This is a genomic window from Erwinia sp. S38, from assembly GCF_016624545.1.
In the GTDB taxonomy this organism is placed as follows: Bacteria; Pseudomonadota; Gammaproteobacteria; order Enterobacterales; family Enterobacteriaceae; genus Erwinia; species Erwinia coffeiphila.
The window spans coordinates 63,444-82,703 of the sequence record NZ_JACVTS010000008.1; the positions used below are offsets into that span (position 1 = coordinate 63,444).

General features: G+C 57.6%; 14 protein-coding genes. 10 read left to right on the plus strand and 4 right to left on the minus strand.

The window, feature by feature from the left end; translation table 11 throughout:
* The first annotated feature begins 3 nt into the window (after nt 1-3).
* From IBT46_RS11165 to IBT46_RS11185, 5 genes are all read left to right on the plus strand, one after another.
* Nucleotides 4-1,143, plus strand: coding sequence for an HlyD family secretion protein (locus tag IBT46_RS11165; RefSeq protein WP_200545729.1), 1,140 nt, complete (start codon nt 4-6; stop codon nt 1,141-1,143).
* Nucleotides 1,140-2,708, plus strand: a complete 1,569-nt coding sequence (locus IBT46_RS11170; protein WP_200545730.1) for a DHA2 family efflux MFS transporter permease subunit — start codon at nt 1,140-1,142, stop codon at nt 2,706-2,708. Before IBT46_RS11165 ends, IBT46_RS11170 begins: the two co-directional genes overlap by 4 nt.
* 40 nt (nt 2,709-2,748) lie before the next feature.
* Complete coding sequence (locus IBT46_RS11175) at nt 2,749-4,260, plus strand: efflux transporter outer membrane subunit (protein WP_370569438.1); 1,512 nt, start codon at nt 2,749-2,751, stop codon at nt 4,258-4,260.
* A 558-nt stretch (nt 4,261-4,818) separates the two neighbouring features.
* Nucleotides 4,819-6,309, plus strand: a complete 1,491-nt coding sequence (locus IBT46_RS11180; protein ID WP_200545732.1) for a sugar porter family MFS transporter — start codon at nt 4,819-4,821, stop codon at nt 6,307-6,309.
* Nucleotides 6,310-6,444: 135 nt separating this feature from the next.
* Entirely contained in the window at nt 6,445-8,037 is a 1,593-nt protein-coding gene (locus IBT46_RS11185; RefSeq protein WP_105593503.1) for an ABC-F family ATPase, read from the plus strand.
* A gap of 35 nt (nt 8,038-8,072) precedes the next feature.
* Here the strand turns inward: IBT46_RS11185 and IBT46_RS11190 are convergent, their stop codons facing one another.
* The 3 genes from IBT46_RS11190 to moeA all read right to left on the minus strand — a co-directional run bounded on the left by IBT46_RS11190 (nt 8,073) and on the right by moeA (nt 11,721).
* Nucleotides 8,073-9,623, minus strand: coding sequence for a sensor domain-containing diguanylate cyclase (locus IBT46_RS11190; RefSeq protein WP_200545733.1), 1,551 nt, complete (start codon nt 9,621-9,623; stop codon nt 8,073-8,075).
* A 96-nt stretch (nt 9,624-9,719) separates the two neighbouring features.
* Nucleotides 9,720-10,484: a molybdopterin-synthase adenylyltransferase MoeB gene (gene moeB / locus IBT46_RS11195; protein ID WP_200545734.1), complete on the minus strand. Its 765-nt coding sequence runs from the start codon at nt 10,482-10,484 to the stop codon at nt 9,720-9,722.
* Nucleotide 10,485: 1 nt separating this feature from the next.
* A complete protein-coding gene (gene moeA / locus IBT46_RS11200) occupies nt 10,486-11,721 on the minus strand; it encodes a molybdopterin molybdotransferase MoeA (protein ID WP_200545735.1) in 1,236 nt (411 codons plus the stop codon).
* A 265-nt stretch (nt 11,722-11,986) separates the two neighbouring features.
* Here moeA and IBT46_RS11205 point away from each other — a divergent pair, with 265 nt between their 5' ends.
* From IBT46_RS11205 to gsiD, 5 genes are read left to right on the plus strand one after another with little or no spacing between them, the layout of a single operon-like run.
* On the plus strand, nt 11,987-12,943 hold the full coding sequence (locus IBT46_RS11205) for an isoaspartyl peptidase/L-asparaginase (protein ID WP_200545736.1): 957 nt from the start codon (nt 11,987-11,989) through the stop codon (nt 12,941-12,943).
* A complete protein-coding gene (gene gsiA / locus IBT46_RS11210; protein ID WP_200545737.1) occupies nt 12,943-14,793 on the plus strand; it encodes a glutathione ABC transporter ATP-binding protein GsiA in 1,851 nt (616 codons plus the stop codon). The genes IBT46_RS11205 and gsiA overlap by 1 nt, the downstream gene beginning before the upstream one ends.
* A gap of 39 nt (nt 14,794-14,832) precedes the next feature.
* On the plus strand, nt 14,833-16,368 hold the full coding sequence (gene gsiB, locus IBT46_RS11215; RefSeq protein WP_370569439.1) for a glutathione ABC transporter substrate-binding protein GsiB: 1,536 nt from the start codon (nt 14,833-14,835) through the stop codon (nt 16,366-16,368).
* Between the two features lie 47 nt (nt 16,369-16,415).
* Nucleotides 16,416-17,336 (plus strand): glutathione ABC transporter permease GsiC, encoded by a 921-nt coding sequence (gene gsiC / locus IBT46_RS11220; RefSeq protein WP_105593496.1) that lies wholly within the window; start codon nt 16,416-16,418, stop codon nt 17,334-17,336.
* A gap of 9 nt (nt 17,337-17,345) precedes the next feature.
* A complete protein-coding gene (gene gsiD, locus IBT46_RS11225; protein ID WP_200545739.1) occupies nt 17,346-18,251 on the plus strand; it encodes a glutathione ABC transporter permease GsiD in 906 nt (301 codons plus the stop codon).
* A gap of 163 nt (nt 18,252-18,414) precedes the next feature.
* On the opposite strand, the gene IBT46_RS11230 is transcribed toward gsiD, so the two are convergent.
* Entirely contained in the window at nt 18,415-18,639 is a 225-nt protein-coding gene (locus IBT46_RS11230) for a hypothetical protein (protein ID WP_234480085.1), read from the minus strand.
* Nucleotides 18,640-19,260: the final 621 nt, after the last annotated feature.

Consider the following 19,260-nt stretch of genomic DNA (forward strand, 5'->3'; position numbering starts at 1 on the left):
TCGATGGGAACTATGGCTAATCAAACGACACCAGGCTCGACTGATGAGACACCTCATCAGCATGACCAGCAATCCCCGAACCACGATGACAATGAAGCTCCCCGCAAACGGCCCGGTAAAAAGCCACTAATTATCCTCGCGATAGTGGTGGTGGTGATGCTGGTGATAGCGCTGTGGTTCTGGCTGACCACCCGTAATATTGAAACCACCGATGACGCCTTTACCGAGGCGGACGCCGTGACCATTTCGCCGAAAACCTCGGGCTACGTCACCGAACTGCGGGTGAAAGATAACCAGCGGGTGAAGAAGGGCGATCTGCTGGTGGTGATCGATCCGCGCGATACCACCGCACAGCAGGCGCAGGCGCAGGCCCAGCTCAGTCTGGCGCAGGCACAGCTGCATCAGGCCCAGGCGCAGCTCAGCCTGGCGAAGGTGCAGTATCCGGCGCAAAAAGACCAGGCGCTGGCGCAGCAGGCACGTGCCGAGGCCAACTATGCGAATGCGCTGGCTGACGATAAGCGCCAGCGCAACGTCGATCCGCGCGCCACATCGCAGCGCAATATCGATTCTGCCAGCGCCCAGCTGCGCTCCGCTAAAGCGGAACTGGAAAATGCCAAAGCGCAGGTAGAAGTGGCCTCGCAGGTTGCTCTGCAAATTCGCCAGCAGGAAACCAACGTCGAAGCCCGACAGAGCCAGGTTGAACAGGCGCAGGCGCAGCTTAACGTGGCGAATCTGAACCTCTCGTACACCGAAGTGCGTGCACCTTACGATGGCTTTGTCACCAAACGCAATGTGCAGGTCGGTACGCTGGTACAGGCCGGATCGTCGCTGTTCTCGCTGGTCTCGCCGGAGGTGTGGATTGTCGCTAACTTTAAAGAATCCCAGCTGCGCCGCATGAAGCCGGGCGATAAGGTGGAAATCGGCGTGGATGCCTGGCCGGATCTGAAGCTGGAAGGGCACGTTGACAGTGTGCAGATGGGCTCGGGTTCACGCTTCTCGGCCTTCCCGTCGGAGAATGCCACCGGTAACTACGTAAAAATCGTACAGCGCGTTCCGGTAAAAATTGTTATCGACAAGGGGCTGGACCCGAATCAGCCGCTGCCGATTGGCCTCTCGGTTGAGCCGAAGGTGACGGTGGAATGACCCCCGGCCAGATCTGGAAGCCGTCCAGTAACCCCTGGCTGGTGGCCATGACGGTCACGCTGGCGGTATTCATGGAGATCCTGGATACCACCATCGTCAACGTGGCCCTGCCGCACGTAGCCGGTTCGCTCTCTGCCAGCTATGACGAATCCACCTGGGTACTGACTTCGTACCTGGTCGCCAACGGTATCGTGCTGCCGATCTCCGCCTTCCTCAGCCGCCTGCTGGGGCGTAAGCAGTTCTTCCTGATCTGCATTGTGATGTTCACCGTCTGCTCGTTCCTCTGCGGCATTGCCACCGAGCTGTGGCAGATCATTCTGTTCCGCGTGATGCAGGGCTTCTTTGGCGGTGGCCTGCAGCCGGTGCAGCAGTCGGTGCTGCTGGATTATTTCAAACCGGAGGATCGCGGCAAAGCGTTTGGTCTTTCTTCGATTGCGGTGATCGTCGCGCCGGTGATGGGGCCGACGCTCGGCGGCTGGATCACCGACAACTACAGCTGGCGCTGGGTGTTCTTCATTAACATCCCGGTAGGGATACTCAGCGTGCTGGCAATTTATCAGCTGCTGGAAGATCCGCCGTGGGAGCGAAAGTGGGCGAAGGGCAAGCTGCGGGTAGATTATATCGGTATCAGCCTGATCACCCTCGGACTGGGCTGCCTGCAGGTGATGATGGATCGCGGTGAAGATGAAGACTGGTTTAACTCCAGCTTTATCGTCACCTTTGGCCTGCTGGCGCTGACCGGCATTGTCGGAGCGATCTACTGGCTGATTTATGCCAAAAAACCGGTAGTCGATCTGCACGTGCTCAAGGATCGCAACTTCGCGGTGGCGGGGCTGCTGATGGCGGGGATGGCCGCGATACTTTACGGCAGCTCGGTGGTGATCCCACAGCTCGCACAGCAGGATCTTGGCTATACCGCCACGCTTTCCGGGCTGGTGCTGTCGCCGGGGGCCGTGCTGATCGTCCTGTCGATCCCGCTGGTTCTGAAGCTGATGCCGCTGATACAAACCCGGCTGATTATCGCCTTTGGCTTCACGCTGCTGATGCTGTCGTTTATCTATTCGGCCACGCTGACCCCGGATATCGACTTCACGACGCTGGTGATGATGCGCAGCGCGCAAACTATCGGTCTGGGCTTCCTGTTTGTGCCGCTGACCACGATTGCCTTTGTCACTATCCCGCAGCGGCTCAACGCCGACGCCTCGGCGCTGTTTACCATGTTCCGTAACGTGGCCGGTTCGATCGGCATTTCGCTGTCAACGGCGATGATCACCGAACGAACCCAGGCGCGCAGTGCGGAAATGGTGCATAACATGACGCCGCTTAACGAGCCGTTCAATCTTGCCGTAGAGCGCTGGGCCCAGGGCGTGCGCGACTTTGTCCATATGGCGGGCGATCCCATCACCATTGCCACCGGGCAGCTCTATCAGCAGATGATCGTACAGGCGAGGTTCCTTGCCTATATTGACGTTTTTATGGGCCTGAGCATTGTGGCCCTGATCCTGATTCCATTTTGTCTATTGCTGTCGCCAATCAAGAGCGAAGGCAGTGCGGGAGCACACTGACATGCACGTTTATTTCCCTCTGGCCCGTTCACGAACGGCAATGCTGGTGGCTGCCGTGCTGGCGCTGAGCGCCTGTGCCGTTGGCCCGGATTACCAGGCACCCAAACCCGCCACGCCGGGCAGCTTTAACAGCATGCAGTCGGGCAGCGCATCGCGCCCGCAGGCAACGGCGATCAACGCCAGCTGGTGGAAATCCTTTAACGATCCGCAACTGGACAGCCTGATTGAGCGGGCGATTGCCGGGAACCTCTCACTACAGCAGGCGGTACTGCGCATTGCCGGTGCGCGTCAGCAGCTGAGCCAGGCACGCGGAGCCTGGGCTCCCTCCGTGAACGGTAACGCCAGGTTTAACCGCCAGCAGTTGGGCATCAAAGGCGAGCTGGAGTCCGAAGGGGTTTATGATCGCGTTGATCAAATTGATACCGATACCGACTTAAAACCGGTGCTGGACAGTCTGTCTAAACCGGTCGGCTTGTATCAGGGCAGCTTTGATGCCTCCTGGGAGCTGGATATGTGGGGCAAAGTCCGTCGTCAGGTTGAAATGGCCGGCGCGCAGCAGCAGCAGTCGATAGAAAGCCGCAACGACGCGCTGGTGTCGCTGGAGGCCGAAGTGGCCCGGGCCTATCTGCAACTGCGCGGCGCGCAGGCGATCACCGCCACGCTCCAGACGCAAATCGCCGTTGCGCAGCAGACGCTGGAGCTGACTCAGAGCCAGCAGCGCAACGGGCTGGCGCCGCAAACCAACGTGGAGAACGCCCGCGCCCAGTACAACCTGCTGCGTTCCCAGCTGCCGCAGTACGAAGCGCAGATCCATCAGGCGATGAACGGGCTGGCGGTGCTAACCGGTCGCGTGCCCGGCGCGCTGGATGGCGAACTGGCGGCCAGCAAAGCGTTCCCATCGCTGCCGCAGGTGGTGCCGGTCGGCATCCCTGCCACGCTGGCCCGCCGTCGCCCCGATGTGCGCGAGGCGGAAGCCAGCCTGCATGCCGCCACGGCGAATATCGGCGTGTCGGTGGCCGAGCTGTTCCCCAGCGTGTCGCTGACCGGGCAGTTTGGTATGCGCAACAGCGACGCGGGCTACCTGGATAACTGGAGCAGCCACTTCTACAGCTACGGTCCGTCCGTCTCCATCCCGATATTCCAGGGAGGAAGGCTGGTTTCCAGCGTTAAAGTGGCACGTGCGCAGCAGGCCAGCGCCGCGCTGGGCTACCGGCAAACTGTGCTGACCGCGTTGCAGGATGTGGAAAATGCGCTGGTCAGCTACCGCAGCGATCAGCAGCAGGTGGTCGGTCTGGATGAAACGGTAAAAGCACAGCAGTCGGCGTTCAATCTGGCGAGCGACAGTTACCGCCAGGGGATCTCTTCGTTTATTGAGGCGCTCGACGCCCAGCGTCAGCTGGCGCAGGCGCAGCAGCAGGCCGAGCAGGCGAGGGTACAGACCGGTTTGGATCTGGTTGCACTGTATAAAGCGCTGGGCGGCGGCTGGGAAAATTACCAGAACGTCAGCCTGCCGGAATATTCCGTATTTGGCCCGGCGGAAACCCCACAGTAATATTGCCTTCCCCACAGCCCCCTTTTCGGGGGCTGATAACTTTCCGTGTTAATCCCTTCCTGCCGCTGCTGCCGAACAGTTCTTATATCCGCACAGGTTTAATCCCTGTTTTAATTCCGGTTATCTCCCGTAACCCTACTCCACAAGATAAAAGTGATAGCGATGATGATGAAATGATAAATAAACCATCATTATCATAACTAATTGATTTTTAATTAATTTAAATATATTTTTGGTTGATTTTAATTGAGAGTATGAATGATAGATGGCTATCATTCCTATTTTGCAATGAAATTTATATTCTCTTTTGTTGTGATGTGAAATGAAACGGCAGGCATATTATCGGGCCGGTTCAACCTTAAAAGCGGATTAATGAGCGATGCGTCACAAATTAAAGGCAGTAATGGGATCGGTTTCTCAAAATTTAATTTTCATTGTTAATTAAAATGAAAAAAATGATCTAAATTGGATGTGCAGACGGTTGTTGTTAAAACAAGGTTGAGTTTTACCGCTCTGTCCCCTTACCAACCAGGTCGTTAAGAGGTCATTGAAGTCGCTATGGCAAAAGAACAATATATAACCGCTAACCGTGCGTCAGGTCCCAACAGCAACACCAAAACAGAACCCCTTGTTAAAGTGATTGCCGCAATCGCTACTTTAGGTGGCCTGCTGTTTGGCTATGACACCGGCGTTATTTCCGGAGCCCTGCTGTTTATGGGCGACGAGTTACACCTTACCCCCTTCACTACCGGACTGGTTACCAGTTCACTGCTGTTTGGTGCGGCATTTGGCGCACTGTTCTCCGGTCATTTTGCCGCCGTCGTAGGCCGCAGAAAGATCATCATTACCCTGGCGATTATTTTCGCGATGGGATCGATAGGCACCGCGCTGGCCCCTGACGTGGAGTGGATGATCTTCTTCCGCGTGGTTTTAGGCGTTGCCGTCGGCGGCGCGTCGGCCACGGTGCCGGTGTATATCGCGGAAATTGCACCCGCCAACAAGCGCGGGCAACTGGTGACGATTCAGGAGCTGATGATCGTTTCCGGTCAGATGCTGGCCTATATCTCCAACGCCGGGTTTAACGCGGCCTGGGGCGGGCATGATACCTGGCGCTGGATGCTGTTCGTTGCCACGGTTCCCGCCGTACTGTTGTGGTTCGGCATGATGTTTATGCCGGACACGCCGCGCTGGTACGCGATGAAAGGGCGGCTGGCCGAAGCGCGCAAGGTGCTGGAGCGCACGCGAGCGAAGGAAGACGTGGAGTGGGAGCTGGAAGAGATTACCGAAACGCTGGAAGAAGAGGACCGCCAGCAAACGCGCTCCAGCATCCGCGAACTGAAAAAGCCCTGGCTGTTTAAACTGTTTCTGATCGGCATTGGGATTGCCGTCATTCAGCAAACCTCGGGGGTGAACACCATCATGTACTATGCGCCAACGATGCTGAAAGCGGTAGGCATGAGCACCGACGCGGCGCTGTTTGCCACCATTGCCAACGGGGCGATCTCGGTGCTGATGACTTTGGTCGGCATCTGGCTGCTGGGGCGCATTGGTCGTCGCACGCTGGTGAAAATCGGCCAGTTCGGCTGTACCGCCTGTCTGTTCTTTATCGGTGCGGTCAGCTACTTCATGCCGGAAACCATTAACGGCGAGGTGGATGTCCTGCGCAGCTATATGGTGCTGCTGGGGATGCTGATGTTTTTAAGCTTCCAGCAGGGTGCGCTGTCTCCGGTCACCTGGCTGCTGCTGTCCGAAATTTTCCCAACCCGCCTGCGCGGGGTATTCATGGGCGGGGCGGTATTCGCGATGTGGATTGCCAACTTCCTGATATCTCTGGCCTTCCCGCTTCTGCTGGCCAGCGTCGGTCTTTCTGGAGCGTTCTTTATTTTCGGTCTGATCGGGATTTGCGGCGCGCTGTTTGTGATTAAGTGCGTGCCGGAAACCCGTAACCGCAGCCTGGAGCAGATTGAACACTATCTGCACGACTGGCTGAGTAACGACGAAGAGGCCGCAACGCTAGCTCCATCGAAGCATAAAGCGGAAAGTCACTAAGCTTCCGGCCGGGCATTCACCCGGCCTTTTTACCTCCGCGCCCGCCTGCCGCACCAGCACACTGTATTCGCCGCACCGTTTTTGGCATAATGCGCGCTGACTCACATCCTCATTACGTAAAATAAAGGCAATCCTGTGCTAGTTTCCAGCAACGTCACCATGCAGTTTGGCAGTAAGCCGCTGTTCGAAAACATTTCTGTCAAATTTGGCGGTGGCAACCGCTACGGTCTGATCGGTGCCAACGGCAGCGGTAAGTCCACCTTTATGAAAATTCTGGGTGGCGATCTGGTGCCTTCTGCCGGTAACGTCTCCATCGATCCTAACGAGCGTATCGGTAAGCTGCGTCAGGACCAGTTCGCCTTCGAACAGTATTCGGTGCTGGATACGGTCATCATGGGCCACGTAGAACTGTGGGCGGTGAAGGAAGAGCGCGACCGTATTTATGCGCTGCCGGAAATGAGCGAAGAAGATGGCTATAAAGTTGCCGATCTCGAAGAGAAGTACGGCGAAATGGACGGTTATACCGCTGAAGCGCGCGCCGGTGAACTGCTGCTGGGCGTGGGTATTCCGCTGGAGCAGCACTACGGTCCGATGAGCGAAGTCGCCCCCGGCTGGAAACTGCGTGTGCTGCTGGCGCAGGCGCTGTTCTCTAACCCGGAAATTCTGCTGCTTGACGAACCCACGAACAACCTGGACATCGATACCATTCGCTGGCTGGAGCAGGTGCTGAACGAGCGTAACAGCACCATGATCATTATTTCGCACGACCGTCACTTCCTGAATATGGTCTGCACGCATATGGCTGACCTGGACTACGGTGAACTGCGTGTTTATCCGGGTAACTACGACGAATACATGACAGCGGCGACCCAGGCGCGTGAACGTCTGCTGTCTGATAACGCCAAGAAGAAGGCGCAGATCAACGAACTGCAATCCTTCGTCAGCCGCTTCAGCGCCAACGCCTCGAAATCCCGTCAGGCAACCTCTCGCGCCAAGCAGATTGATAAGATCAAGCTGGAAGAGGTCAAAGCCTCCAGCCGTCAGAACCCGTTTATCCGCTTTGAACAGGATAAAAAGCTGTTCCGTAATGCACTGACGCTTGAAGCGGTAACCAAAGGCTTTGATAACGGTCCGCTGTTTAAGAACCTGAATATGCTGCTGGAAGTGGGTGAAAAGCTGGCGATCCTCGGCCCGAACGGTATTGGTAAAACAACCCTGCTGAAAACGCTGGTGGGTGAACTGGCTGCAGATAGCGGCACCGTGAAATGGTCTGAAAACGCGCAGGTTGGCTACTACGCGCAGGACCACGCCCATGACTTCAGCGACGATCTTACCGTATTCGACTGGATGAGCCAATGGAAGCAGGAAGGGGACGACGAGCAGGCGGTTCGCAGCATTCTCGGTCGTCTGTTGTTTAGTCAGGATGATATCAAGAAGCCTGCTAAAGTGCTTTCGGGTGGGGAAAAAGGGCGCATGCTGTTTGGCAAGCTGATGATGCAGAAGCCAAATATCCTGATTATGGATGAACCCACCAACCACCTGGATATGGAGTCTATCGAAGCGCTGAATATGGCCCTGGAGATGTACGAAGGAACGCTGATCTTCGTTTCTCACGACCGTGAGTTCGTCAGCTCGCTGGCGACCCGCGTCATTGAAATGGCTCCGGGCAAGATCACTGACTTCACCGGCAACTATGAAGACTACCTGCGCAGCCAGGGCATCGTCTAAATTGCTGTTCGTGGGCCAGGCTCCTCTGGCCCACCTTAATGGCTCTCCGCCACCTGATTTTTCCCCGCATTTTTCGCCACGTACAGCGCCCGATCCGCCCCGGCGATCAACGCCTGCGGCGACAGTCTCTGATTTTCCTGGGTCATGACATGCAGCCCGACACTAACGGAAACCCTCTGCTGGCCACAGCTGTTTTGCTGATGGGGAATATTTAGTGCACTAATCGCTTCGACCACCTGTTGCGCCAGGCGACTCGCCACCTCACGATCGCAGCCGGGCAGAATAATTGCAAACTCTTCTCCGCCGTAGCGGGCGACCAGATTATCCGGCCGGTGGGGCAGCTGGGCCAGCGCATCGGCAATTTTTCTCAGGCAGTCGTCGCCCGCCGGATGGCCGTAAGTATCGTTAAATGCCTTAAACGCGTCGACGTCAATCATCAGCAGCGCCAGCGGAATATGTAATTTGTTCGCCCGATCGATGCTGTGCTGCAAATAGAGATCGAACTGGCGGCGGTTAGCCAGCCCGGTCAGGCCGTCAACCAACGCCAGCGTCTGTAACGTCCGGTTCATGGCGGTAAGCCGATCGCGCACGGCGGTCAGCTCCTGCTGGTTTTTCTGGTTCAGGCTGATATGTCGCAGTACCAGCATACCCAGCAGGAAAATCACCAGCAGCAGAATGGTACAAAGCGCGATGTAGACGCTGAGCGTGGAGAACCAGCCGCGCATCAGCTGCCCTTTATCATAGCCGGCAACGGTGACCAGCGAGTAGCGCTCCAGGGCCGAATAGCCGAAGACCCGCTCTTTACCATCGAGCGCGGATTTATACACGGCGGCACCACTGGAGGCATTTTTTAGCAGGGTAGTGAACAGCGGGCTGTCGGAGATATTGCGGTTAATGGCGCTCTCAACATAGGGGCGCACGTAAAGGATCGTGCCGTCGCTGAGCATCAACGCCAGCACGTTGTGACGGCCGAGATTGTAGTAGCCATAAACCGTTTTGAAAAAACTAAGGTTGACCGACGCGAGTAGGATTCCGCGGAAGGACCCATCGCTGTTATTCAGGCGTAATGAAACCGGGATCACCAAATCACCCGTTGCGCGGCTGCGGATCACCTTGCCGATATGGACTTTGTTGTCGGTATGGGTGAGGTGATAGCGGAAATATTCCCGATCGCTGTTATTGATCTGTTTTGGAATGTTCCCCCTGGAGGTGACTAACCAGTTACCCTGCGCATCATAGATCGCCATACCGTTAAGCTGCGGCAGTGAGTTGGTGCGCGAGCTGAGCAGCTCGCGCAGATAGCCGTGCTGTGCCTGATTCAGTCCAATTAGCGAGATGCGGTCGCTGACGTCCTGTAATGTCAGATCGACCTGTAAAAACGAGTCCTCCGCCTGCCGGGAGAGCGACTGCGAGAGATTATGCGCGTCGTTCTGCGCCGAGGCGATGGTCCGCTGCCAGGAGTTCCAGATCAGCCAGCCGTTTATCAGAATCACTACGCTCACGATCGCCAGTAAAAAAATAATCATCATCTGGCGTAATGAAAGCTTACTGGAGTGAGTGGTCACGGCATGCTGGTCTGCAATCATCTACGTCATCCTTCCTGCCACCGGGGCGGTCATCTTTATTATAGATTCTGCCAGCCGAAACGCTTGTTTTTACTCCGTAAAAATTATGAAAAGCGTTTATTCCGATGCGCTGCCTGAACAAACTTCACAGTGGGGATCGCGGGCCACTTTCATTGTGCGGAACTGTAAGGTCATGGCATCGTACAGCAGCAGTTGACCGGCAACCGGGCTGCCGTAGTCGGTGAGTGTGCGAATTGCCTCCATCGCCTGCAGGGAACCGATCACCCCGACCAGCGGTGCCATCACACCGGCTTCCACGCAGCTGAGCGTTGCGGCACCAAACAGCCGGCTGATGCAGCGATAGCACGGTTCGTTATCGCCCCAGCGAAACACGCTGATTTGCCCTTCCATACGAATCGCCGCGCCGGAAACCAGCGGCGTTTTGCTGCCATAGCACAGGCGGTTGAGCTGTTCACGCGTGGCGACGTTATCGCAGCAGTCGACCACCAGATGATGATCGGCAATCAGCTGCGCCAGTTCGCCATCGTCAAGCTGCGCATTTATCGTGCTGTAGCGGATCTGCGAGTTGATGGCTGCTAAACGCGCACGCGCTGACTCGACTTTCGCCATACCCAGCTGCGCTTCGCCGTGCAGCACCTGCCGCTGCAGGTTCGACAGTGAAACGCTGTCGAAGTCGAGCAGGGTCAGATGACCGACGCCCGCCGCGGCAAGATACTGGCTGGCGGCACAGCCCAGCCCGCCCAGCCCGACCACCAGCACGCTTACCGCTTTCAGCTGCTCCTGGCCTTCAAAATCAAAGCCGCGCAGCACAATCTGGCGGTTGTAGCGCAGCATCTCTTCATCGCTGAGTTCGGGATGCATATCAGCCTTCCAGCAGCGCGTTAAACGGTTCAATTTCTACCCACTCACCGGGCTGTACAGTGCCGCGTTCGCGCTCAAGAACGATAAAACAGTTTGCCTGATGCCATGAGCTGAAGATGTGGGAGCCCTGACGACCGGTGGATTTCACCTCCAGTTCTCCCTGCGCGTTACGCAGCAGGAGCCCGCGCTGGAAATCGAGGCGGCCCGGCGATTTTTTTAGCACATCGGCGCTGCGTACCCGCTGGCGCGGCGGCAGGGCAGGGCCGCTCTGGCCGGTGAGTTTAGCCAGCAGCGGCTGCACCAGCTGGTAGAAGGTCAGCATGGCGGAGACCGGATTGCCCGGCAGGCCGCAGAACCAGCTGTTTTGCAGTCGACCAAAGGCGAACGGTTTACCCGGCTTAATTGCCAGCTTCCAGAAGGTGACTTCGCCCAGTTCTTCCAGCATCTCCCTGGTGTAATCGGCCTCGCCAACGGAGACACCGCCGCTGCTGATCACCACGTCAGCACGGGCATCGGCTTCATGAAAAGCGGCGCGCAGCGCATCGCGATCGTCACGAATAATGCCCAGATCGATCACTTCACAGCCCAGCTTATTCAGCATCAGATGCACGGCAAAGCGGTTAGTGTCGTAGATCTGCCCGGCGGCCAGCGGCTGGCCCGGTGATTGCAGTTCATCCCCCGTGGAGAAAATCGCCACGCGTAACGGGCGCAGTACCTGCACGCTGGCGATCCCCAGCGAGGCCAGCAGCGGCAGTTCGGCGGCACCGAGCCTGACACCGGCGGTCAGTACTTCGCTTCCCTGGCGGATATCTTCGCCAGCCCGGCGGATGTTTTGCCCGGCGCTGACTTCGGCGGTAATCACCACTGCGTCACCCTGCTGCTCGGTCTGTTCCTGCATCACCACGGCTTCACATCCCGCAGGTATCGGCGCGCCGGTCATAATGCGAATACAGCTGCCGGCTGGCCAGTCACCGTCAAAAGGCGAGCCGGCAAAGGCTTTCCCCGCGACGGTCAGCGGCGTACCGGATTGAATATCGGCCATGCGGACGGCATAGCCATCCATCGCAGAATTATCAAAAGGGGGAACCGCCATCGGCGATATTACCGGCGACGCATTGATGCGTCCTGCCGCCTGCGGCAGCGGTAAAAGCTCACTTTCATCAATAGGGGTAATGCGGCTCAGCATATTGCTCAGGGCATCGTCGAGGGAGATCAATCCCGATGTAAACGCTTCCATAACTTCTCCTCGGTTCGCGGCGCAGGGCGGGCGAAATGCTTTTGGCAGTATTATGGCGCGATTCGACAGCAGGGTCACGCATGCTGAAAACGGCGGTACGAAAGTAAGAAACGCAGCTAAGTTAGAACCATTGGTTATTATCAGGGTGCGAACTTTCCGCTTTACAACCTCAGGTATGCTACCTATAGTCAAAACGGTATTTTTTCAAAAAATACCAGCTAACCCGGTGTTTTTCATGCTGATTTAACAGACAGGATAAATAATCATGGTCAGAGCGACGATTGCCATCCACGGTGGTGCAGGCACGATAACTCGTACCAGTATGGATGCAAAAGCCGAGCAACGCTATCGTCAGGCGCTGACGCAGATTGTGGCCAGCGCCCAGGCGATGCTGGCCAGCGGTTCCAGCGCGCTGGATGCGGTGACTGAAGCGGTCCGTCTGTTGGAAGAATGCCCGATGTTTAACGCCGGGGTGGGATCGGTATTTACCCATCAGGCGACCCATGAACTTGATGCCTGCGTGATGGATGGCCGTACGCTTGAAGCTGGTGCCGTCGCGGGCGTATCCCATATTCGCAATCCGGTGCTGGCAGCGCGCGCGGTGCTGGAACACAGTCCCCACGTGCTGTTCACTGGCGCCGGTGCGGAATCGTTTGCGGCTGCCCAGGGGCAGGAAATGGTTGCCGCTGACTTTTTCTCTACGCCGGGCCGCCGCAAGCAGCTTGAACGGGCGCAGAACCAGCAGAAAGTGGTGCTGGATCACGACGAAGCCCGTTCGGGCGAGCCGCTCGACCCGGATCGTAAAATGGGCACCGTCGGTGCCGTCGCGCTGGATTCAGCGGGAAATCTTGCTGCCGCCACCTCCACCGGTGGCATGACCAATAAACAGGTTGGCCGGGTGGGTGACTCCCCGCTGCCGGGTGCGGGCTGCTATGCCAGCGATACGGTGGCGGTTTCCTGTACCGGCACCGGCGAAGTCTTTATTCGTACTCTTGCGGCCTATGATGTTGCCGCGCTGATGAACTACGGCGGCCTGTCGCTTCAGCAGGCGACCGAACGGGTCGTTATGGAAAAAATCCCTCAGCTCGGCGGCAGCGGTGGGCTGATCGCCATCGATCGCCAGGGAAATGTGCTGTTGCCGTTTAACAGTGAAGGGATGTATCGCGGTTACGGCGTGGTCGGCGAAGCGCCGGTGGCGGCTATTTTTCGCGAGGAGTATTGATGAGCGCGCTTCACCAGCACAACGAACGGGTGCTGACGGTCAACGACCTCAGCGTGAGTTTTCAGCAGGAAGGTCAGCGCATTCAGGCGGTAAATAATCTCTCGTTAACGGTTCGCGAAGGCGAAACGCTGGCGATTGTCGGCGAGTCCGGTTCCGGTAAGTCGGTGACTTCACTGGCATTGATGCGGCTGGTAGAGCAGGGCGGTGGCAGCATTGATAGCGGCAGCATTCTGCTACGCCGCCGCAATCAGCAGCAGGTCGATCTGGCGACGCTCTCCCCCCGGAAACTGCGTGAGATTCGCGGTGCCGATATCGCGATGATCTTCCAGGAGCCGATGACCTCGCTGAACCCGGTGTTTCCTGTCGGTGAGCAAATCGCCGAGTCTATTCGCCTGCATCAGGGGAAAGATCACCAGCAGGCGCTGGAGGAAGCGAAGCGCATGCTGGATCTGGTCCGCATTCCGGAAGCTAAAAATATTATGTCCCGCTATCCGCATCAGCTCTCCGGCGGCATGCGTCAGCGGGTGATGATCGCCATGGCGCTCTCCTGTCGCCCGGCGTTGCTGATTGCCGACGAGCCGACCACCGCGCTGGATGTGACCATTCAGGCGCAGATCCTGCAGCTGATCCGCGTACTGCAAAAGGAAATGCAGATGGGAGTGATATTTATCACGCACGATATGGGCGTGGTGGCGGAAATGGCCGATAGGGTACAGGTGATGTATCGCGGCAACGTAGTGGAAACCGGCGAAGTAGATGCGCTGTTTTCCGCACCGAAAGAGCCTTACACCCGTGCGCTGTTGGCGGCGGTGCCAAAACTCGGTGCAATGACCGGTCGCCCCTTTCCGCAGAAGTTTCCACTGGTGGGTGACGAGGTTGCAGCGAACGAGCCGCCGCAGGATACCGTGCGTAAAGACGGCCCGCCGCTGTTGCAGGTTCGCGATCTGGTGACACGTTTTGATATTCGCAGCGGTATCTTTAACCGCGTTACACGGCGAGTGCATGCGGTGGAAAAAGTCAGCTTCGATCTTCATCACGGCGAAACGCTGGCGCTGGTCGGTGAATCCGGCTGCGGCAAATCCACCACCGGGCGATCGCTGCTGCGATTGGTAGAGAGCCAGGGCGGCTCGATTACCTTTGACGGTAAGCGCATCGATCTGCTCAAAGGCAGTGCGCTGTCGCATCTGCGCCGCGATATTCAGTTTATTTTTCAGGACCCTTACGCCTCTCTCGATCCGCGTCTGACGGTGGGCTACTCGATTATGGAGCCGCTGCTGGTCCACGGCATCGCCCGCGGGCAGGAGGCCGAGCAGCGAGTGGCCAGCCTGCTGGAGCGGGTCGGTCTCCTGCCGGAACATGCGCAGCGCTATCCGCACGAATTTTCCGGCGGCCAACGGCAGCGTATCTGTATCGCCCGGGCGCTGGCGCTGAATCCGAAGGTGGTGATTGCCGATGAATCGGTGTCCGCGCTGGATGTGTCGATTCAGGCGCAGATTATTAACCTGATGCTTGACCTCCAGCGCGACTACGGCATTGCGTTTCTGTTTATTTCCCATGATATGGCGGTGGTTGAGCGCATCAGCCACCGGGTGGCGGTAATGTATCTGGGGCAGATCGTAGAGATCGGCCCGCGCCAGGCCGTCTTCGAAAATCCGCAGCATCCGTATACCCGCAAGCTGATGGCGGCCGTGCCGGTCGCCCAGCCCGGCCATCGCCGCCGCGAACGAGCGCTGCTTGTTGATGAAATTCCCAGCCCGATCCGTGCCCTTGGCGATGAACCGCTGGTGGCCCCGCTGGTTGAGGTCAGTGCCGGGCATTATGTTGCCCGCCATGCGATTAACCGCGCCTGATTATTTGATAATGAAAATAAGAGACAGGAGATTGAGATGATGGTTCTGAAAACGCATAAGCTGTTGTTAACCGCCGGGCTGCTGGGCAGTTTTGCCGCTCTGCCTGCCTGGGCGGCGAAGGATGTGACGATCGCCGTCGCCTCTAATTTTACCACCCTCGACCCGTATGATGCGAACGATACGCTGTCGCAGGCGGTAGCAAAATCCTTCTATCAGGGCCTGTTCGGTTTTGATAAGGACATGAAGCTGCAGAACGTGCTGGCCGAGAGCTATCAGGTCAGTCCCGACGGTCTGAACTACACCATCAAACTGCGCAGCGGCGTGAAGTTCCAGGACGGTACGGAGTTCAATGCGGCGGCGGTGAAGGCCAACCTCGATCGCGCCAGCAATCCTGACAATCACCTCAAGCGCTTTAACCTGTTTAAAGTGGTGTCCGGCACTGAAGTTATCGACCCGACCACGGTGAAGATTACGCTTTCGCAGCCGTTCTCTGCCTTTATCAATACGCTGGCCAGCCCGGTGGCCGCGATGATTTCCCCGGACGCGTTGAAGAAGTACGGTAAGGATATCGGCTTCCACCCGGTGGGAACCGGTCCGTATGAATTTGTCACCTGGAATCAAACCGACTTCGTTAAAGTGAAGAAGTTTGACGGCTACTGGAAGCCGGGCTATCCGAAGCTGGACTCCATTACCTGGCGTCCGGTGGTCGACAACAATACCCGCTCGGCAATGCTGCAAACCGGTGAGGCGAACTTTGCTTTCCCGATCCCCTTCGAGCAGGCCAAACTGCTGGAGAAAAACAGCAAGCTCGATCTGGTCACCTCACCATCCATTATGCAGCGCTATATCAGCCTGAACGTGACCCAGAAGCCGTTTGATAACCCGAAAGTGCGCGAGGCGGTTAACTACGCGATTAATCGTGATGCGCTGGCAAAAGTGGCCTTTGCCGGTTATGCCACTCCGGCAACCGGTATTGTTCCGCCGTCTATTCAGTACGCACAAAGCTATCCGGCACCGGAGTACAACCCGGCGAAGGCGCGTGAGCTGCTGAAAGAGGCGGGCTATCCTGACGGTTTCAGCACCACGCTGTGGTCCTCCCATAACCACAGCACCGCGCAGAAGGTGCTGCAGTTTACCCAGCAGCAGCTGGCGCAGGTGGGGATCAAGGTACAGCTGACGGCAATGGATGCCGGCCAGCGTGCGGCGCAGGTTGAAGATAAGGGCCAGAAAGAGAGCGGCGTGCGAATGTTCTACACCGGCTGGTCGGCATCGACCGGTGAAGCCAACTGGGCGCTGACGCCGCTGTTTGCCACTCAGTCCTGGCCGCCAACCATCTTTAATACCGCCTTCTACAGCAACCCGCAGGTGGATAAAGATCTGACCGATGCGCTGAACACTACCGACGGCGAGAAAAAATCCGCCCTGTATAAAGATGCCCAGGATCGCATCTGGAAAGATCAGCCGTGGGTGCCGCTGGTGGTAGAGAAGCTGGTTTCCGCCAACACTAAAAACCTGACCGGTTTCTACGTGATGCCGGATACCTCGTTCAGCTTCGACGATGCTGACCTGAAGTAACGCCCGACAGCAAAAACGCCCCCTGTTAAGGGGGCGTAGGAACATCGATGCTTAACTATTTTATTAAACGCCTGCTGGGCCTGATCCCGACGCTGCTGATTGTGGCGGTGCTGGTGTTTCTGTTTGTTCATCTTTTGCCGGGAGACCCGGCGCGATTGATTGCCGGCCGCGAAGCGGATGCCGAAGTGGTGGCGATGGTACGCGAACAGCTGGGGCTGGATTTGCCGCTGCCGCAGCAGTTCTGGCGCTATATCACCAATGCGTTGCAGGGGGATTTTGGCCTGTCGATGGTGTCAAAACGCCCGGTGTCTGAAGAGATTGCGCTGCGCTTTATGCCCACTTTCTGGCTGACGCTGAGCAGCATGGCGTGGTCGGTTGTTTTCGGCATGGCGATTGGCATTGTTTCCGCCGTGTGGCGCAACCGCTGGCCCGACCGTCTGGGGATGACGCTGGCGGTGTCCGGCATTTCCTTCCCGGCTTTTGCCCTGGGTATCCTGCTGATGCAGGTGTTTTCCGTTGAGCTGGGCTGGTTGCCGACCGTTGGCGCCGACAGCTGGCAGCACTATATTTTACCCTCGATTACCCTTGGTGCCGCCGTCGCGGCAGTGATGGCCCGCTTTACCCGCGCATCGTTTGTCGAGGTGATGCAGGAAGATTACATGCGTACCGCGCGTGCCAAAGGCGTGCGTGAATCGCTGGTGGTGGTCAAACACGGCCTGCGCAATGCGATGATTCCGGTGGTCACCATGATGGGGCTGCAGTTTGGCTTCCTGCTTGGCGGGTCGATCGTCGTGGAGGTGGTGTTCAACTGGCCTGGACTGGGACGGCTGCTCGTGGATTCCGTTGAGATGCGTGATTACCCGGTGATTCAGGCCGAGGTGCTGCTGTTCTCACTGGAGTTTATCCTGATTAATTTGATGGTCGATATGCTCTACGCGGCGATCAATCCGGCAATTCGCTACAAATAAGGATGGTTGATGCTTAACTGGCGACGCAAAGCTGCGCTATCCGCACTGCCGACAATCAGCCCCGATCGTCTGCGTACCCCGTGGCGTGAGTTCTGGCGGCGTTTTCGTCGTCAGCATCTGGCGATGGCGGCAGCCATATTTATCGTGCTGCTGGTCGTGGTGGCTGCATTTGCCCCCGTACTGGCACCGTTCGATGCGGAAAACTATTTTGACTACGACAGGCTTAATGAAGGGCCGTCGATGCTGCACTGGTTCGGCGTGGATGCGCTGGGCCGCGATATCTTCAGCCGCGTGCTGCTCGGTGCGCGTTTGTCGCTGGTTGCCGGGGTCTTTTCGGTGGCGGTGGGGGCCGCTATCGGCACGCTGCTGGGTTTGCTGGCCGGCTATTACGAAGGCTGGTGGGACCGCATTATTATGCGCATCTGCGACGTGCTGTTCGCCTTTCCCGGTATCCTGCTGGCGATAGCGGTGGTGGCGGTACTCGGTAACGGCATGTCTAACGTGATCCTCGCGGTGGCGATTTTCAGCATTCCAGCCTTTGCCCGGCTGGTGCGCGGTAATACCCTGGTATTGAAGCACCTGACCTATATTGAATCCGCTCGCAGCATCGGTGCGCCGGACTGGGTGATTATTCTGCGCCATATTCTGCCGGGAACGCTCTCTTCCATCGTGGTGTATTTCACGATGCGTATCGGCACCTCAATTATCTCTGCCGCCAGCCTGTCGTTTCTGGGGCTGGGTGCTCAGCCGCCAACGCCGGAGTGGGGCGCAATGCTCAATGCGGCGCAGGCGGATATGGTGATGGCGCCGCACGTGGCGATCTTTCCGAGTCTGGCCATTTTCCTGACGGTGCTGGCCTTCAATCTGCTGGGGGATGGTCTGCGCGATGCGCTGGACCCTAAACTGAAGCACTGATAGCACTGATAGCACTGATAGCACTGATAGCACGTTGAGCGCGCAGGGACAGTTGCGCGCTCAAACCACCCGGTTGATATTACCCAACGCACACCGTGCGGTTCACATTATCCAGCTCAGAGCATTTAACTTACATCGTCCTTCTCACGGCACATCATCCAACTTACATCATGCGGCTGAGCACGATCGCGGCAGCGTAAATTGCGATGGCAACAATGCTGATACAGGTTCCGCAGGAAATCGCTTTCGCCGAACGGCCGGTGCCGAGGTAGTGGGTTTCCAGCACGATAATGTTCGCTGCGGGCGGCAGCAGGCAGAACAGGTACAGCTTGGCCGCGTTATCGGTCAGTATCTGAATGCTATGCTGGTTGTTGTCCCGGTCGGGCATTCTGCCGTTATGTTGATTGCAGATTCTGAAGTTGGCGCTGGCTGGCCGTGCCCCCGCTTGGGCGGTCCTCGCGCCGCGTTGCGGTTCCTTCACTTCGTTCGTCAGCCTCACGGACCGGCAAAGATGTGCGATCTACCGTGAAGTTGTTTGCAGATTTGGTAGTTTGCGCTGGCTGGCCGTGCCCCCGCTCGTGCGGTCCTCGCGCCGCGTTGCGGTTCCTTCACTCCGTTCGTCAGCCTCACGGACCGGCCCAGACGCGCGTCCTGCGCGGCTGGGCCTTTCGCCTGCGTCCATGCAGGCGAATCCTGGCTTCCTCTCTGCATTCAGCGCTGCGGATTGCCCGAGCGGGGGCACGGCCAGCCTGCTTTCTGACTTTTGCGTTGCCTGATATTTAAATAACTCTGTAGGTTCATGCTTACATCCGATGCTAAAGCGACGTTCATGCAGCGATAAAATGCTCAAAGGAGAAAGCCTCTGCTGCTGCGTAAGGGCATCCGCAGCGCTGAGGTGGAGGCATTACGCCAGGAGAAGGCAGCAGGGACGCTGCCATCAGGCCGGGTTTGAACAGGGATGTTCAATCCTGGCCGATCCGTCGGCGAAATGGCGTAACCGAAGGCACCG

Coding starts and splice junctions, on each gene's coding strand:
- IBT46_RS11165 (WP_200545729.1), top strand. CDS start 4: ATGGGAACTATGGCTAATCAAACGACACCAGGCTCGACTGATGAGACA.
- IBT46_RS11170 (WP_200545730.1), top strand. CDS start 1,140: ATGACCCCCGGCCAGATCTGGAAGCCGTCCAGTAACCCCTGGCTGGTG.
- IBT46_RS11175 (WP_370569438.1), top strand. CDS start 2,749: ATGCTGGTGGCTGCCGTGCTGGCGCTGAGCGCCTGTGCCGTTGGCCCG.
- IBT46_RS11180 (WP_200545732.1), top strand. CDS start 4,819: ATGGCAAAAGAACAATATATAACCGCTAACCGTGCGTCAGGTCCCAAC.
- IBT46_RS11190 (WP_200545733.1), bottom strand. CDS start 9,623: ATGATTGCAGACCAGCATGCCGTGACCACTCACTCCAGTAAGCTTTCA.
- moeB (WP_200545734.1), bottom strand. CDS start 10,484: ATGCATCCCGAACTCAGCGATGAAGAGATGCTGCGCTACAACCGCCAG.
- moeA (WP_200545735.1), bottom strand. CDS start 11,721: ATGGAAGCGTTTACATCGGGATTGATCTCCCTCGACGATGCCCTGAGC.
- IBT46_RS11205 (WP_200545736.1), top strand. CDS start 11,987: ATGGTCAGAGCGACGATTGCCATCCACGGTGGTGCAGGCACGATAACT.
- gsiA (WP_200545737.1), top strand. CDS start 12,943: ATGAGCGCGCTTCACCAGCACAACGAACGGGTGCTGACGGTCAACGAC.
- gsiB (WP_370569439.1), top strand. CDS start 14,833: ATGGTTCTGAAAACGCATAAGCTGTTGTTAACCGCCGGGCTGCTGGGC.
- gsiC (WP_105593496.1), top strand. CDS start 16,416: ATGCTTAACTATTTTATTAAACGCCTGCTGGGCCTGATCCCGACGCTG.
- gsiD (WP_200545739.1), top strand. CDS start 17,346: ATGCTTAACTGGCGACGCAAAGCTGCGCTATCCGCACTGCCGACAATC.
- IBT46_RS11230 (WP_234480085.1), bottom strand. CDS start 18,639: ATGCCCGACCGGGACAACAACCAGCATAGCATTCAGATACTGACCGAT.